Genomic DNA, 18,096 nt, shown 5'->3' with positions numbered 1-18,096 from the left:
AAGAGCGGAAAGGAAAAACTTTATGAAAAACAAAACACCAAAAGTGATCATCGATATTGATCTGGCTACTGGAAGCCCTATCGCCGAATATGCGGAATATCTATGGAATAGGTATCTGAGTGAAGATAATGACCCATATTCCGAGCAGTATTTTGACGAAAAGAATCTACCACCTGAATACTCCGAGACAGAACCGGATCCATATTTCAAGTTGCCGGGGAAGCATAAGGATACCAAGCGAAATATACGCTTTGATGAAGAAGGAAGTCTTCATGTCAAAAACATCTCTGCCTGGTGGATTCCTCATTTATCCATAACAAGAGAAATAGGCGGCACTGTTTATTCGGTGACCGGGAGCTATGACGGCGAAGAAGATTTCTTAAGAAAGCTTGAGAGAATCTCATTCAAAAAACATGACGAAACGGAGGTGAATTTAAATGACACAGATGATTCCAAGTGATAAAATATCATCAGCCAATCCTGCAAAGGCAGTTGCTCCTTACAAGGAGGTTAATACAGATATGACAGGAGCAACAGATAAAATTACGGCTTTATATTGCAGGCTTTCTCAGGAAGATGAGCGTTCCGGTGAGTCTTTGTCCATTGAAAACCAAAAAGAGATACTCATGCAGTATGCAAGGGAACATCATTTCACGAATCCGGTCTTCTTTGTGGATGACGGTTATTCAGGCACCAACTTTGACCGTCCGGGCTTTCAGCAGATGATATCCGAAATGGAAGCAGGTCATGTGAATGTGGCTCTTACTAAAGACTTATCCAGATTGGGAAGAAATTCTTCTTTGGTAGGTCTTTACACCAGCATGACATTCCCTAAATACGGAGTCCGTTACATTGCCATAAATGACAATTATGATTCCGATGATCCCAACAGCATCAACAATGATTTTGCCGGTATCAAGAACTGGTTTAACGAGTTTTATGCCAGAGATACAAGCCGCAAGATCAGAGCTGTACAAAGGGCAAAGGGTGAAAAGGGCGCACCGCTTACAACCAATGTCCCCTACGGATATGTGAAAGATCCTAACGATCCTAAACACTGGGTTGTCGATTCTGAAGCTGCTGAAGTAGTAAAACAGATATTCAACATGTGCATGGAAGGAAGAGGCCCGAGCCAGATAGCCAATATCCTTCGTGAGAATAAGGTTCTTACGCCAACAGCTTATCAAAAGAGCCACGGACGTAATGTGCCTAACCCAGATCCTGAGGATCCTTACAGATGGAACAGTAGCACTGTTGTTCATGTCCTCGAACGTCGTGAGTATACAGGTTGTATTGTAAACTTCAAGACATATACCAACTCCATTTGGGACAAGAAGCAGCGAGACAATCCTATTGAGAATCAGGCAATCTTCCCCGACTCCCATGAGCGCATCATTGAAGATGATGTGTTTGAAAAGGTACAGAAGATACGTGAACAGCGTCATCGTAAAACTAAAACTGGAAGAACCAGCATGTTTTCGGGCCTTGTGTTCTGCTCTGACTGCGGAGAAAGGCTTTACTACGGTGCTACCAATAACTATCGGACAGAAGGAGCGTTCTTCGACTGTTCCGTTCATTGGAAGCATAAGGACAAGTGTGGTACTCACTATATCCGCGAAAAAGTGCTTTATGAACTGGTTTTACAGCATGTGCAGCTTGTAACCGGCTACATCTATCGGCACGAAGAACATTTCCGCAGGGTTATGGAAGAACAGCTTCATGCAGAAAGTGCAAATCAGATCGCGGCAAATCGTAAAGCACTAGATCGAAGCAGAAAACGCTTATCAGAACTCGATAGGCTGTTCATCAAAATCTATGAGGATAACGCTAATGGGAAGTTAAGTGATGAGCGCTTTGATATGCTGAGCCGCACCTATGAAGCCGAACAGAAAGAACTTGAAGCGGATGTAATCCGCATTGAGAAAGAAATCGAAGTACAGGAAAGACAAATTAAAAACATTGAATCATTCATTCAGAAATCCAGTCAGTATGTAGGAATTGAGGAGCTCACTCCTTACGCCCTTCATGAACTGGTAAAGGCGATATATGTGGATGTCCCGGACAAATCCTCCGGCAAGCGCACACAGCATATCCACATCCAGTATGACGGATTGGGCTTCATCCCTCTGAATGAACTCTTAGCAAGTGAAAAGGCGTGACCGAAGCCACGCCTTCACATTCTTTTAATTCTAACAGTATTTACTGTCTTATGACGCCCCGCCTAAGGAGCGGGCTTAAGATTATTTGGTAAGTGTCAGCATGATCTCATTACTACGAGCGATGAACTTAGTCATAGCCTCGCCCTCAAGTGGTGCATTCTGGATGCGTGCAAGGTCATAGAGCTGTTCACAGATCATCTTTGTATTGTCAGCATCTTCATGCTCGAGTACATACTGTACAAGAGGATGGTTGGCATTTAAGATAAGTGTCTGGCCTTCTGCGCCAAAGTCTCCCATGCTCATTCCGTTCATGGCATACATCTTCATCATGTCAGCCATACGTCTGGATTCCTCAGAAACAGTAAGCATAGAAGAAAGCTTCTTGTCCTTGAGCTTTTCAAGCTTAACATTGAGCTTGTCGTTCTTAAGAGCTTTCTTAACTTTCTCGGCAAGAGTCTTCTCTTTTTCTGCAAGCTCTTCTGCTGCCTTCTTGGAAGTCTTGGACTTAAAGGTATCTGTAAGGTCTGCATCGATTCTCTTAAAGGAAATACCCTCGTTCTTGGCCTCAAGCTGCTGCATGAAAGGAACATCAATTGAATGGTTCATTATGAAGGCTTCCATCTTCTGAGCCTTGAACATGTTGATGTACTGGCTCTGCTGCTGCTCATCTGTAACATAGTAGATTGTGCGAGGCTCTTTCTCTTTTTCCTCGTCCTTCTTGTCATCAGCTGTCTGATCCTTGGAAGCGTCTGCGCCATCTGCAACTGGCTTGCCCTCAGAATCTACAACCTCTGCCTGAACCTTCTCACCATTCTCACCAGTAGCCTCTTCCTTGGCAGCTGCTTCCTCAGCCTCTTTGTTGATCTGAAGAGCCTCTGGAGTTGTAAGATACTTGCCATCAAGGTTCTTGAACAGGATATAATCTGTCATCTTCTGGCAGAACTTGTCGTCACGAAGGCAACCATATTTGATGAATGGGCTGATATCATCCCAATATTTGTCATAGCTTTCTTTGTCAGTCTTGCAAAGACCAGCAAGCTTCTCAGCAACCTTCTTGCTGATATACTCTGAAATCTTCTTAACAAAGCCGTCATTCTGAAGAGCTGATCTTGATACGTTAAGAGGAAGATCAGGACAGTCAATAACACCCTTAAGGAGCATAAGGTATTCAGGAATTACCTCTTTGATGTTATCAGCAATGAATACCTGGTTGTTGTAAAGCTTTATAGTTCCCTCAATTGACTCAAACTCCATGTTGATCTTAGGGAAGTAGAGGATACCCTTTAAGTTGAATGGGTAATCCATGTTGAGGTGGATCCAGAATAAAGGCTCCTTGTAGTCGCGGAATACCTTTCTGTAGAACTCCTTGTACTCCTCGTCTGTGCAGTCCTTAGGAGTCTTAGCCCAAAGAGGATGTGTATCATTAAGAAGCTGAGGACGTCTCTTTATCTTGAGCTTTCTCTCCTCTTCCTGAGGCTTCTCGCCCTCTTTAGCCTCTTTCTTCTCAGGCTCGATGGTCTCTATAACTACATCGTCATCGCGCTTTTCAGATTCCTTGATGGTTTCTGTGCCGTCCTCGTTCTCCTTGGACAGGTAGATCTCATAAGGCATGAATGAGCAGTATTTCTCGATAACTTCTCTAGCCTTGTACTCGTTACAGAACTCAAGGCAGTCCTCTGAGAGGTGAAGTGTGATTGTTGTACCAACCTCAGTCTTCTGACCGTCGCTCATCTCAAAGTCTGAGCCGCCATCGCAGGTCCAGTGTACAGACTCAGCATCTGACTTGTAAGAACGTGTGTCGATGTCTACATAATCAGAAACCATGAAGGTTGAATAGAAGCCAAGACCAAAGTGACCAATGATCTGATCTGCGTTAGCCTTGTCCTTGTACTTGTTAAGGAAATCTGTAGCGCCAGAAAAAGCTACCTGGTTGATATATTCCTCAACCTCTTCTGCTGTCATACCGATACCATTATCAGTGATCTTGATAGTCTTCTCTTTGTCATTTAAAACTACATCTACACGAGGTTTATATCCCTCTGGAAGTGTGTACTCACCCATCATATCCATCTTGCGGATCTTGGTGATAGCATCACATGCATTTGAAATTACTTCTCTGTAAAAAATATCATGATCCGAATACAACCATTTCTTGATGATTGGGAACATGTTCTCGCTGTTGATTGAAAGATTACCTTTTTTTGAAGCCATAATTCTCACTCCCTTTTTTAATAATTCTGTTCATATTGATAGTCTGATAAATCTGTCGCTTACACAATTTATCAGAATAAATGTGGGCGTATCTTGCCCACCAAGTTCTAGTTTAAGACCCCAAAATACAAAAGTCAACAAAAAATTAGCACTCACAATATGCGAGTGCTAACAATGCTGTTAATCAAGTCTTTATCATTAAATTTGTGCATTATCAATTGATAGACATATTTACTGGTTCAATCACTTGAAATACACGTCGTACACCTTCCAAAGATCCGAGGTGGTTACCGCCTCATTAGACGTTACTTCGATGGAATCCCACAGTTCTTCATTGAGCTCTTTTGTGAGAGTATCAACAAAGGCATCATACTTCTCCCCGAAGACTTCTCTTTTCCTCTCAGCGACAATTCTGACCTTGTTATATTCAGTCTGCTCCCTGTTGAAGGTTGATATGCATTTGATGATAACGTATCCATCAGAAGTTTCCACAATGCCGCTTACTTCATCGGTTCCAAGGTTAAAGGCTGCCTGTTCATAGGCTTCATCCATCTCTCCCTTACCAAAGGAAATTGTGGATTCCTCGGCCTCGTTATAATTGGTCATCAGTTCTTCAAAGGTGCTGCCCTCTATAAGCTGATTCTTGATGCTGGTAGCCTTTAGATAAGTAGTGTTCTTCTCCGATTCATTGAAGGGGACCTTCTCGCCTGCTGCATTAAGGCTGTAGGTCTTTAAAAAGATCTGCTCAACTGTGATAGTTCTAGCCTCATCATCACTAATCTCAGGATTGATGTCCCTTATGATGTAGTCATAGACCTTGTCTGCCAGGGCGTATTCAGAGTACACCTGGAAGATTGTATCCTCTGTTGCCCCATACATGGCATCAACATCTGACTGATTTAGGGTATCGTAGTAGGCAGCTGCTGCCTCTTTGGCGTTTTGAAGTTCCGATTCATCAAGTGTTATTCCCATATCCGCAGCCAGCAGGTTCATAGCCTTTATCTGTGCAAGCTTGGCAAGAACTGACTCTTTTAACTGGGTAGATACTGTACCCTGATCAGTCTGAGCTTCCCATATCTGCGAGCCAAAGGTGCTCTCATAGCCATTCTGCGTGTTGATGAGGTAAACCATAACTTCCTGAATACTGCAGACACTGTCCTCTATCCTGAATACCTCATTATTAGAAAAGCCCGTGGTAAACACCACCTTGGCGGTCCCTTCAGAAAGGCCGCATCCAGATAACCCAAACAAGCTTGTTATAAGTAAAGCCATGCATAGGCTACGCTGGAATATATGAACTTTGTGTTTTGATTTCGATTTCGCTGCTATTATCATCACTTGTTCTGCTTCTTATGTTTCTTATGCTTCATGCCTTGTTCTAGCTAGGCCAGGGTGTGCTGTGCCTGCGCTAAACTCGCGTTTATTCAAGCTACTTATCTCAGCCAAGGCTCTTTATGATGCTGCGGGCAACGCTAAGGCCGTTGGCACTTGCCTGCTGAAGGCCACGTGTAACGCCGGCTCCATCGCCAATTGCGCGAAGGCCCTTAATGCTGGTCTCGAAGTCCTTGTTGACAATTACCTTATTAGAATAGAATTTAACCTCAACACCGTACAGAAGTGTCTCGTCAGAAGCAATACCAGGTGTAACCTTATCAAGAGCCTGGATCATCTCATCAAGATCAACCATGATTCTGTGAGGGAAAACAAGTGAAAGATCTCCAGGTACCGCATCCTTAAGAGTAGGAATCAGGTTGTTTCTGCAGAGTCTCTCCTCTGTTGTTCTTCTGCCACGTCTGAAGTCTCCATAAGTCTGAACAAGAATCTTGCCGCCACAGAGCATGTTTGAAAGTTCTGCAATCTTCTTACCATATTCGATAGGAGTCTTGAAAGGCTTAGTAAAGTTCTTGGATACAAGAAGAGCAAAGTTTGTGTTGTTGGTCTTTAGCTCTTTTCCCTTATAAGCATGTCCGTTAACTACTGCAAGTCCGCCATCGTAGTACTCTGTAGCGACCTCGCCTGATGGATTTGTACAGAAGGTACGAACCTTATCATCAAAGGTTGGTGTGTGGTAGATAAGTTTGGCCTCATAGAGGTTCTCGTTGAGGAACTGCATAACTTCATCTCTTACCTCGACACGAACGCCCACGTCAACGGTTCCAGGCTTAGTCTCGATGCCGATTTCCTCGCACTTATCCTTAAACCAGTCTGCGCCTTCACGTCCAACGGCTGAAACTACTTCTCTTGCGTAGATTTCCTCGCCCTTGTCAGTCTTTACTCCCTTACATACACCATCTTCAACGATGATCTCTGTAACCATTGTATTAAACTCAATCTCAACGCCCTTAGAAAGGATATGCTCCTGAAGCTTACTATAAATCTTGTAGCCTTCCTCTGTTCCAAGGTGTCTGATAGGGCACTCAACAAGCTTAAGGTTAGCGTTGATGGCCTTTCTACGGATCTCACGAAGCTCAACTTCCTTGTCGATTCCGTATACACTCTTGTCTGCGCCAAACTTAAGATAGATTTCATCTGACTCATGGATAAGCTTGGTAGCCTCATCATAGCCAAGGATATCAGGAAGTGTTCCACCTACATCTGGTGAAAGAGAAAGCTTTCCATCAGAAAAAGCACCAGCTCCTGCAAAGCCTGTTGTAATTGAGCAAGGCTTACAGCCTGCGCAGGTCTTAGTTACACGCTTGGGGCAGTTTCTCTTTTCTATAGAACGTCCCTTTTCTATCATGAGGACCTTAAGATCAGGTCTTTTCTCCATCAGCTCATAGGCGCAGAAAATTCCGCCAGGGCCAGCTCCAATAATAACAACATCTACATTTTTAGCCATAAAAATCCTCCATATAAAAAGCTAAATGTGTATAAAACATATTATGATATACGAATTGCTCCATGACTTCGTCATTTTCGCAATTCTACAAACATTCGGAAACCGCTAATTTACTTTGTAAATTGCTTTTTCCTCATATTTGTTCAGGCCATGAATTCATAATGATTATCATGTAAACATATAATCATTATGAATTATGGCGCTTATATCATAATAAAAAATACATTGCCTACAAGAAACAAAAAACTTGTAAGCAATGTATTATAACATATTTTATTAAGTTGTCACAGCTTATGAGCAATTATACATGATAATGCGCATTTTGGGGCTGAACAGTAACAGGGCCAGCACTTGCTTCAATTGATCAGAACACCTCTATCATCAAATGTGTACTTCTTGCCCCATTTGAGGATGGTTTCTGACTTAGCAAGGTGTCCGTCAGCCTTTGAATAGTACTTGTCACTGCCTACTGTGATCCAGGTGCTGACAGTCATTCTGCCATCAGCCTTGAAGTAATAGGTCTTATCTTCAATATCTGTAAATCCAGTCTGGATCACGCCTTCGTCATCTGCATAATAAGTTGCACTCCACTTCTTAAACCAGCCTGTAATCAGCTTTCCTTCTGAACCGAAATAGAACTTCTTACCCTCAGACTCATAGAATACATTCTTCTGAAGGGTTCCGTTCTTGCTAAAGAGATAAGTCTGCGTGCCAATCTTCTGCATGCCGGTAGCTTTTTTACCATCTGGGAATTCGTAGTAAACTGCGCCATACTTACTTTCCCAATGGCCCTCATCTTCAATAACAGGAGGCTCTTCCCCAGCGACCACGATTTCTGGTGATTCGAACAATGCAGTCACCAAATATCCATCTGTATCGCCTATGAAATTGACAAATATCCATTCTGTTCCATCAACTATCAGCCTGACATCTTCAGAAAACGCATTTTTCAAAGGCGTATCCGTTTTCACAGCCAAAACAACACTGCATTTATATATTCCCGCAGTTACTTCTCCATAAAGATTTATTGGTCTGACTTTTTGTCCAATAACCTCCACAGCATCGTATTGTGATACAGAAACCCTGTCATCAGACGGAGTATACGTAGGATATCTAAACTCACCGTTTAATACAAATATGTCCGCTATGTCACTTGTTGCTGTTACCTCAGTGATCAGATTCATCTCTGCCGGCTTCTCAAGCGTAAAGGTTTCTGAAGTAAATACTGGGTCTGAATTTCCTCCGCCAAATGAAATAGCTTTTTCCCATGTTTGTCCAGCTACTTCAAGCTGAAAATCAGGGCTTAACTCGTAAGAGGATGCATATTTTTCGATTACACTTACAAATCCTTCAAAGCGCCAATTTCCAGGTGTGAATGTACCTGAAGTATAATCTTGCCAAGAGCCATCTGACTCCTCTTTATACCACGTGCCTATAAATAATAATGGGGTGCCCTCTTCAAACTCAATATAGGGTTGCTGTATTTGCGCATCAACCTTAGGAATACTCTTATAGTTACTATTTGCCTTGGCTGATTCGATCACAGTTATCTCGGAAGCAGGTTTGAATGTATACTCAGGAGATTCAAACTTAATTGAACTTACTTCGCCAGAATTCTCTTTCTTAATAGCTATTGGTGTAAACTTCTTGCCATCCACTGTAAGCTCAAAATTGGGATCCAAACAATATGTACCACTGCTAAGCGGAGCCACCTTAACTGTTACGTTATATTTATAGGATTTATCCTGGAATCTGGCACTAGTCGAAATATAATGCCAATCATCGCCGGATTTTTCGCGCCATCCATTAAACTCATATATTATGCCAGGATTATTCAGCTTAAAAGACACCTGCGTAGCAGGCGCGCCTAATACAAATATTTGGTCAGCATCACTGGCTGTATTCACACTTGTAAGTGGAGTTTTGTTACTTCCACCTTGATAGAAATATTTAAGTTCAGTAACTGCAGAAAGACTCTCATCACCAGCATTAAAATCTACAGCTTCTAATGTCACTGTAACTTCTCCGGGACTCACATTAAGATAAGCGCACTGATCAATAAGATTTACTGGAGGGGCAGCAAAATAATCACCCTGTCCATTTGTGGTTACTACATATAATACCTGTTGTCCAGGTTTTGCCACTATAGGATCCCAATATAATTTGTCACCCTCTATATACACATTCTGTAATGCAGGTAATGTTTCTTGGGTAATCACAATTTCTGGTGACCTAAAAATCGCAGACATCAAAAATCCATCAGCTAGAACGCCCGCTCGCTCATACGTCCATTCTTCCCCATCAACTATAAGCTTGACATTATTTGAAAGTGCATATTCCCTGGACATCTGGTTCTTCATATCCACAGATGCAAATACTCTGTATTTTCCTTCAGTCACCTCTCCAGAGTCATTAATATTGGTGAATTCTCCATTTTTCTCTTTTTGAATCTTATAATGCGATACTGAAACCATCTCATTATCACAATTGAATGTAACAGGTTTAAGCCCACCGTTTAATACAAATATGCCCGCAATATCACTTGTAGTTGTTACTTCAGTGATCAGCTCTCTATCCTGGTTTGTATCGCTAATATTAGAGACATCACTCTCGTTAATGTTATCAACCGCACTGGTCACAACTTCAGGCACAGCTTTAGTCAGCTCCGGCTGCTCAATTGTAGCCTCTTCACTTGGCAATTCTCCCACATTTTCTACCGGGTCAGTAATATCCCCTTCGCCTTGTTCAGTAGCGTATACAGCAACAGGCTGCAAAACAAGTGCTGCGCTCATTACAAAAGCTAGTAATCTTGCAAAGTTTTTCTTTTTCATCCTATCCCACCTTTCTCATTAATAAGAAACCTTCTCTGGTAGCTCTTTTAATTGGGGCCACCATTTAAAATTTTAAAATGAAATAAAATGAAAAAACATTAACCTTTGGTTAGTATTTTTATAAAATTTTCTATTAAATCAAAATGCATTGCCTACAGAATTTAATCTGCAAGCAATGCATTTAAATTTTTATCTACTACTTCTGTACTGTACCGGAGTCATTCCGTATTTCTTTTTAAAGAGTCTGTTGAAATGCTCTACATTTTGGTAGCCTGCTGCCTCAGCCACCTTCTCGACCTTCATGTTGCCATTTCTAAGAAGGGTGCTGGCCTTGTTGAGTCTGATTCTCTTTACATTCTCGCCAAAGGTCATACCAGATTTTTCCTTTATATACTTGGAAAGATATGGCTTTGAAAGGTAGAACTGGCTTGAAAGATCATCAAGCGTAACTGTCAGATAGTTCTCCTGTATGTAGTTTATGATGGAATTTATCCTCTCATCCTTGCTATTCTTGATATCTCTTACTTCATCCACCTGATTAACTGCGATAACAAGGGCATTTATGGAAGAGCGGATAATATCTTCGTCAATGCCTACGCCCCAATACTTCTTGCCATTGTGGGTAATTCCAACGTAGGTGCAGGCCTTTGAAGATGAGCCTCTTGAAAGAGCGTGCTCCTCGTAGGTTGAAAGCTCGTAGCTGACATTAAAGTACTGTTTGATGGCATTGCTGACAGCATCGAGACGACCATTACCATTAGCTTCGATAACATGCTCCTTGTCTGCATGGGAAATTGTTACCTCTGCAAGGATTCCGTCTATCTGCTTGAAATGGCAGGCAGTGATCTTGAATATATTGTCATTGTGAACGTATTTATCCTCAAATATCTGATAAATTCTGGCTGGTGAAAGCTCAGCATGCTCTCTGTCGGAAATATCTTTGATAGTGTAGCTGACATCTGCCTGCATTTCCTTAGGAACCATCATGCCATAGTTGTTCTTTAAGATGTAGCTTACGCCGCCCTTTCCAGACTGGCTGTTGATCCTGATAACATCGCCGTCGTACTCTCTTCCAAGATCCTTGGGATCCACAGGAAGGTAAGGAACTGACCAGATGCCTCTGTCTTTTTTCTGCTCATGCCAGGTAAAGCCCTTGGAGATGGCATCCTGATGGGATCCGGAAAAAGCAGTAAACACAAGCTGTCCAGCATAGGGCTGTCTCTCGTAGATATGCATTCTTGTAAGTCTCTCGTAGGTTTCGCCAACTTCCATAATGTGGCTAAAATCAAGTCCAGGGTCAATACCATGAGAGAACATGTTGATTGCAAGAGTCACAATGTCCACATTGCCAGTTCTCTCGCCGTTTCCAAATAATGTACCCTCGATTCTGTCTGCACCAGCAAGGCATCCAAGCTCAGCGTCGCTGACGCCTGTGCCTCTGTCATTATGTGGATGAAGTGAAAGAACTACCGCATCCCTATACTTGAGATTCTTGCTGATATATTCGACCTGAGTTGCGAACACATGTGGCATTGCTATCTCTACTGTTGTAGGGATGTTTATGACTACCTTGTTCTTCTTGGTTGGCTTCCAAACGTCAAGGACGGCATTGCAGACTTCCACCGCGTAGTCCACTTCTGTTCCAGGGAAACTTTCCGGTGAGTATTCAAAAGAGAAATTGCCAGTAGTCTCTTTTGCCAGCTTATCAAGAAGTTTTGCGCCATCAATGGCTATCTGCTTGACTTCTTCCTTGCTCTTTTTGAAAACCTGCTCGCGCTGGGCTACAGAAGTTGAATTGTAAAGATGGATTATGGCTCTAGGAGCGCCTTTTACGGCTTCGAAAGTTCTTTTTATAATGTGCTCTCTTGCCTGGGTGAGAACCTGAACTGTCACATCGTCAGGAATCATATTCTTCTCAATAAGAGTCCTTGCAAACTCGAACTCTGTCTCAGAAGCTGCAGGGAACCCGATCTCAATCTCCTTAAAGCCAAGGTTTACCAGCATTGTAAAGAACTCTAGCTTCTCATCGAGGCTCATGGGCTCAATAAGGGCCTGATTGCCATCGCGAAGGTCAACACTGCACCAGATTGGTGGGTGGTCGATGTAGTCTTTCCTGACCCAGTCGTAGCTTGCCTTAGGTGGCATGAAATATTGACGCTGATACTTCTCGAAATTCTTCATAATGCTGCTCCCCTTTTCTTATGAGTCTATTCCTGACCCTTTTGTCACTATAATAATTTGTAATCCTGATGCTTATATTCTTCTGGCTTCAACTTGATGTTTTTTAACATTACAATATTAATATCGGTCAGTTTACTTGATAATATTTACCCCTATATTGAAAATTTCTGACGGATTTTTTGATTATTATTATGTTACCATAAATTTCTACAATTACATCATGGTGAAATTAATTAGTTTTCTTGATGTTTTTTATGATAAAAGTAAGAATATGAAAAGAGCGCCCTGAAGGCGCCCTTACTGCGATGCGGCTGCCATCAGTCGCACTGATATCCCTTGTTGACAAGGATGTTCTCAACTGCATTCACATCCTCTGTATGCATGACCATAATTGGGTTTCCAGTCTCTCTGTTAAAAGAAAGATAGGTGTAATCCACATTTATATGGCTATCCTTGAGGGTCTTTAAAATGTTATCCAAAGCTCCTACCTCATCCTTACACTCAACTGCAAGAACATTAGAAGTCTTGCACATGTAGCCCGCTCCCTGAAGAACCTCAATACACTTATCAGAGTCAGAAACTACCATTCTGATAATTCCGTATTCTGCTGAATCATTGGTAACTGAACCCAGGATATTTATCTCGTTCTCTCTTAAAAGCCCAGTAATATTCTGAAGGCATCCTTTCTTATTCTCTGCGTAAATTGAAACCTGCTTAAGCATCTCTTTCTTTTCCTCCAAACTCTTGTAAATGCAATAGCGCTATATCAAAATCTATACCGCTGAACATCATCTTATTATTGGTAATGTACTGTGACCTAGCCCTTTGACATTGCTCAGTGGCATTGTTCTATGATATCGCTCAGTGGCATTGCCCTATGACTTCACACTGTGATATTCTCCTTGCGTTTATGTGCTATCACTTAAAAGCGTTAAAGTACACTACTTTGACTACTATACCACAAGACCACTAAATAATTCAAGGAAATATGAGTGTTTTTATTATTTTAGGTTTCCTTAACTCCATCCGCAATAATAGCCTCAAATTTAGCAAGAATAAAGAATTAAGATGAATAGCTCTTGCTTTATAATGTTTGTAGTCCTTATAAACTTAATCTTGTGGACCTAGACAATATACTCAGCAGAAGGAGATTTCTTTTACATGATACAAAAAAACATAAACCCCATCACCAGGCTTGATTACCCGGATCCAGATATCATCCGCGTTGGCGACACCTATTACATGGTCAGCACCACAATGTACTTTATGCCGGGGTGCGAGATACTTCGCTCTTATGATCTTGTTCACTGGGAGCACGCTACTTTTGTCTACGACAGGCTTGATAGCACACCTGCCCAGCGCCTTGAGGGAAAAGATAACATTTACGGCCAGGGAATGTGGGCAGCCTCTCTGCGATATCATGAGGGGATATTCTATATCTGCTTTGTAGCCAACGACACCCACAAGACCTATATTTATCAGTCAAAAGATATAAATGGCCCTTGGGAGAAATACACTCTTGAGGGCTTTTATCACGACAATTCTATTTTGTTTGATGATGATGGAAGGGTGTTTATTGTCTCCGGAAATAAGGAGATTCATATAAAAGAGCTAAAGCTTGTTTCCAAGGATTTAAGCGGAATTACGAATAACGCTACTTCAAATATACCAACAGTTCTTACCGATAAAATTGATGGCGGTCTTGATATGACTATTGTACAAGACTCAAATGATGTATACCTTGGCTATGAAGGCGCTCACTTCTATAAAATAAACGGCAAGTACTATCTCTTTTTCATTCATATGCCTAAGTCAACGGGCAAGCGTACAGAGGCTGTGTTCGTAGCAGACAAGCCAGAAGGGCCCTACGTTGGCAGGGATGTTATGGATGATGACAGGGGATACAGAGGAAGCGGCGTAGCTCAAGGCGGAATTGTAGAGACTCCAAGCGGCAAGTGGTATAGCATTCTTTTTCAGGATAGCGGCGCCGTTGGAAGAATCCCTGTTCTGATGCCTGTAACCTGGGGTAAGGATGGCTTCCCTGTATTTGGCGATAAGGGCAAGATTCCTGAGGAATTTGAGATTGAAGATTTGCGTCCGGGGTATGAGTATACTCCTCTTGTCGGAAGTGATGATTTTAAAGATGAACTTCACGAAGATAATAGAGATTCAATTGTTAATGCTCCAGCTGATGATTCAAAAATGGCCGGAAGCTTTGGTTTTAAGCCCTGCTGGCAGTTTAATCACGAGCCTGATATGTCCCTTATAAAAAGAGATTTAGAAATGGGCACTGTAACCATTACTACAGACAAACTCTGCACAAACCTGGTTCAAGCCAAGAACACTCTCACCCAGAGAACTCTTTTTCCTGGTTGCTCATGCAGTGTAAAGTTAGATGGAAGTTTATTAAGAGATGGTGACTACGCAGGACTCTGCATCCTGGAAAGCAACTATGGGCTTGTTGGAATTACCCGCAAAGAAGGAGATTTTTTCCTTGTCATGGGCAAACGTGAGATAACCACAGGGGGCTTCTGGGGCGAAAGGCACGACGATGAGCCTTTTGAAGAGGTAGAGCGGATCAAGCTGAATTCTCCTGTTGTAACGCTGTCTGCATCTATATGCTATGACAAGGGTGCTGTCCTCGCTAAAGCTAAAGAAAAAGAAAGCAGCGAATATGCCATCCCCCAGAGCACAAGTATAGCAAAAGCAAATTTTGGCAAGCTTGCGCCCCTTCCAGAAGAAGACGACACAGCAGTATTCTACTATAACGAAGAGCAAATTGGCGAAGCTTTCAAGCTCAAATTCATGCTTGATCACTTCACCGGTGCCCGCTTCGGCCTTTTTGTATACAGCACCATGGAGGCCGGCGGCGGCGCCACTTTTTCAAATTTTGTGTATATTACAAAGAAATAATGTAAGTGACATAACAAAGACTTGTTTTATTTATATTTTGGGGCCTCTGTCATGCATAACAAGATATTTCTATGATTCTGCATCATTTCGCTGCCTTCTTGTCATGCATGGCAAGCTAAAATTCAAATCTTGCATCACTTGACGGGCCTGCTGTCATGCATGGCAAGCTAAAATTCAAATCTTGCATCACTTGACGGGCCTGCTGTCATGCACAACAAGTTTTTTTCTAGTTTCTGCATCACGGCACTGGCCTCTTGTCATGCATAACAAGCAAAAATTCAAATCTTGCATCACTTGACGGGCCTGCTATCATGCACAACAAGTTTTTTTCTACTTTCTGCATCACGGCACTGGCCTCTTGTCATGCATAACAAGCTAAAATTCAAATCTTGCATCACTTGACGGGCCTGCTATCATGCATAACAAGTTTTTTCTACTTTCTGCATCACTCCATGATTCTGCTAACTCCATCATCTGTATAGAGCTCATAGCCACTAGGATCAGCTTCATAGCAAATATAAGAAAGTCCAGCCGCAGCTGCATCGACACCGGTAGTTCTCTTGGAAGGCTTGGAAAGCGGCAACACGTGGCCCTTTCTCACAAATACAAGAACTTCTGAAAGGCCAGCCTTTACGTAGTGATCGCCAGCCTGCAGAATCTCTTCATCATAGTCGTCATAGGCTCTGAATCTGATCATCTTCATGTCTTCAGGAAGGTAGACATATCTTCCTGTGGCATTCTGCTTGTAGACAGGTGCCAGCATCAGGCTCTCACCCAGAAGAAGCTGGTCTTCGACTTCAAGGCTTCTAGCATCATCATATTCAAAGCTAAGTGGCTTGAACAGCATTTCATCATCGCGCACAGCCTTCATAAATTCAGAATACAGATATGGCAAAAGAGAGTAGCGAAGCTCAATAATTCTTCTAAATGAGTCAGTTTTCTCAAATCTATAAACTTCCTGCCTTCTGGTGCCCATAGCTGAGTGGTTTCTAAAAAGTGGCGTAAATATACCAAAGGCAGTCCATCTAAGAAGCAAATCTTCTGTAGTATCAGCGCCAAAGCCGCCAATGTCCGCACCGCTATACAAGAATCCGCACATATTAAGGGCTGGCATCTGCTGAATATTTAAAAGAAGATGTGACCACCAGGACATGTTATCTCCGCACCAAACGCCGCCATATCTGTGCATTCCAATAAAGGATGATCTTGAGAACATCAGAACACGCTTGTCAGGACATAGCCTCTCAAAGGCTTCACCTGCTGCCCTTGTCATGTTGTAGCCATATAGGTTGTGGACCTTGTCATGCCTTATCTTCTGTCCCATATAGTTGTGGTAAAAGCGCTTATAATCTTCGCTGTTATTGCTAATAGAACCCACAAGTCCCTTGAAATCAAAGAATGAATTGATATCAAGATTCTTGCCCTTGTAATTATCTATCTGATCAAATACTTCCTGCAAATGATCCTCAGTATAGAAAATAGCTGGTTCATTCATATCATTCCAGAAGCCATCAATTCCCTGATCCAACAAGAATTTATACTTGTTTCCAAACCACTCTCTCGCCTTTTCATCAAGAAAGTCAGGAAAATGCACCTTGCCTGGCCATACAGCAGCTACCAGGTTTTCGCCATTCTCTTTTTTGCAGAAATAATCTCCAGAAAGCCCCTCTTCGTATACATCATAGCCATCTTCAATCTTGACGCCGGCATCAATGATTGGTACAAGATGAATTCCCCTATTCTTCATCTCCTGAACAAACTCAGGGAAATCAGGAATAGACTTATCGTCAACAGTAAAATCCTTGTATCTCTCCATGTAATCGATATCAAGATAGATCATATCAAGTGGAATACCGGCTTCATCGTACTTGTCAGCAACCTCTCTGATTTCATCAGCGCTCATGTAGCTCCATCTGCACTGTCCAAAGCCAAAGGCCCACCTAGGCGGAACATAGCTTTTTCCTATGATCTTCCTAAACTGCCTTACTATCTCTTTTAAGCTATCACCCTCCACAAAATACAGGTCAGTGTCAAAGTCGTCAAAAGAAATCACAAGTTCAGACGACCTTGTGTAGCCCATATCAAAAGTGACTCTCTCAGGAGTATCCACATATATTCCAAATCTCCTGTCATCTCCGTCAACTATAAAGAAATTCTGAGACGCATAAAGAGACCTCTTATCCTCAGTGTGTACTGGATCATCCGCATTATTGCTGATGTAGATCCATCCTCTTTTATTCATACCTCTTGTGGTCTCGCCAAGCCCCCAGATTCTGTCACCTTCAGACATCTTTAGGAAAAGAGATTTCTTTTCCTCATCAGTTGTAAAAAAAGGAATGTTCCCTTCTGTAATTTCTATCTCTGTCACTACTGATTCAGTTGGAATTGGATTTCCTATCCTATACTTTCTTATCATATCCATTACCCCTTATCGAATTGTCAACACTATCCTCATTTTATAGCAATTTTCTTTGCAAAAGATCAAGTGCATTTATATCATATGGTAATCCATCTATCCTATAGACGTCTAGTAATACCAACAAGCTAATAAATCAAGTTTTATCATTACATGTCCGTAGTCATGTAATACCAGTAGGTCAATATATCAGGATATTAGTATTACAAGTTTAATAAAAGTTTCCCAATCTGCCGGACTATAGATTTCCGGCAGAAGGGTTAGCTTCCTTTCTTGGGCGACCACGTGGCCGCTTGGGTTTTATTTCAACTTGATCCTTTGGCTTCGGCTTTCGCCCGCGTTTCTTAGGCTCAGGCTTTGGAGCCGGCTTTGAAAGCCCAAGAGCTTCGAGCTCTTCCATTGCGGTTTGTATTGTGTGCACCCAAAACCCGTCAGCGGATGATGGCTCTGCAGGTGCATCCGCCCTACGCCATGCTGATGAAAGATCATCCATGAGTTCACCATAGGACATCTGTTTCAGAAGTCCAGCATTTTCGGCTTTGCGGA

The 18,096-nt window shown here is 42.2% G+C and carries 10 protein-coding genes and 1 pseudogene; 3 read left to right on the top strand and 8 right to left on the bottom strand.

Annotated elements, in window-relative coordinates:
* Positions 1 to 22 precede the first annotated feature (22 nt).
* Entirely contained in the window at positions 23 to 460 is a 438-nt protein-coding gene (locus BLO53_RS15000; RefSeq protein ID WP_092063292.1) for a hypothetical protein, read from the top strand.
* Entirely contained in the window at positions 438 to 2,159 is a 1,722-nt protein-coding gene (locus tag BLO53_RS14995; protein ID WP_242875392.1) for a recombinase family protein, read from the top strand. The genes BLO53_RS15000 and BLO53_RS14995 overlap by 23 nt, the downstream gene beginning before the upstream one ends.
* An 81-nt stretch (positions 2,160 to 2,240) precedes the next feature.
* On the opposite strand, the gene htpG is transcribed toward BLO53_RS14995, so the two are convergent.
* The 6 genes from htpG to BLO53_RS14965 form a co-directional block, all read right to left on the bottom strand.
* The gene (htpG, locus tag BLO53_RS14990; protein ID WP_092063289.1) at positions 2,241 to 4,370 is read right to left on the bottom strand and encodes a molecular chaperone HtpG; all 2,130 of its coding nucleotides are present in this window, start codon (positions 4,368 to 4,370) and stop codon (positions 2,241 to 2,243) included.
* 243 nt (positions 4,371 to 4,613) lie between these two features.
* The gene (locus BLO53_RS14985) at positions 4,614 to 5,642 is read right to left on the bottom strand and encodes a peptidylprolyl isomerase (protein ID WP_242875391.1); all 1,029 of its coding nucleotides are present in this window, start codon (positions 5,640 to 5,642) and stop codon (positions 4,614 to 4,616) included.
* A gap of 166 nt (positions 5,643 to 5,808) precedes the next feature.
* On the bottom strand, positions 5,809 to 7,209 hold the full coding sequence (locus tag BLO53_RS14980; RefSeq protein WP_092063283.1) for an NAD(P)/FAD-dependent oxidoreductase: 1,401 nt from the start codon (positions 7,207 to 7,209) through the stop codon (positions 5,809 to 5,811).
* Positions 7,210 to 7,565: 356 nt separating this feature from the next.
* Positions 7,566 to 10,040 carry an N-acetylmuramoyl-L-alanine amidase family protein gene (locus BLO53_RS14975; RefSeq protein ID WP_092063279.1) on the bottom strand — a complete coding sequence of 825 codons (2,475 nt, stop codon included), beginning with the start codon at positions 10,038 to 10,040 and terminating at the stop codon, positions 7,566 to 7,568.
* Positions 10,041 to 10,229: 189 nt separating this feature from the next.
* A complete protein-coding gene (locus tag BLO53_RS14970; protein WP_092063276.1) occupies positions 10,230 to 12,221 on the bottom strand; it encodes a 2-isopropylmalate synthase in 1,992 nt (663 codons plus the stop codon).
* Between the two features lie 317 nt (positions 12,222 to 12,538).
* Positions 12,539 to 12,943: an amino acid-binding protein gene (locus BLO53_RS14965; protein ID WP_026490440.1), complete on the bottom strand. Its 405-nt coding sequence runs from the start codon at positions 12,941 to 12,943 to the stop codon at positions 12,539 to 12,541.
* A 439-nt stretch (positions 12,944 to 13,382) separates the two neighbouring features.
* Here BLO53_RS14965 and BLO53_RS14960 point away from each other — a divergent pair, with 439 nt between their 5' ends.
* A complete protein-coding gene (locus BLO53_RS14960) occupies positions 13,383 to 15,134 on the top strand; it encodes a glycoside hydrolase family 43 protein (RefSeq protein WP_092063272.1) in 1,752 nt (583 codons plus the stop codon).
* Positions 15,135 to 15,579: 445 nt separating this feature from the next.
* On the opposite strand, the gene BLO53_RS14955 is transcribed toward BLO53_RS14960, so the two are convergent.
* Positions 15,580 to 17,550, bottom strand: coding sequence for a glycoside hydrolase family 31 protein (locus BLO53_RS14955; RefSeq protein ID WP_092063269.1), 1,971 nt, complete (start codon positions 17,548 to 17,550; stop codon positions 15,580 to 15,582).
* Between the two features lie 238 nt (positions 17,551 to 17,788).
* Positions 17,789 to 18,096 (bottom strand): annotated as a pseudogene (locus BLO53_RS19490) (hypothetical protein); the annotation flags it as partial.

Origin of the sequence: Butyrivibrio sp. INlla14, from assembly GCF_900102515.1 — a bacterium.
In the GTDB taxonomy this organism is placed as follows: Bacteria; Bacillota; Clostridia; order Lachnospirales; family Lachnospiraceae; genus Butyrivibrio.
Note: the sequence above shows the minus strand (reverse complement) of the source record. Positions and strands in the feature narration are given on the sequence as shown.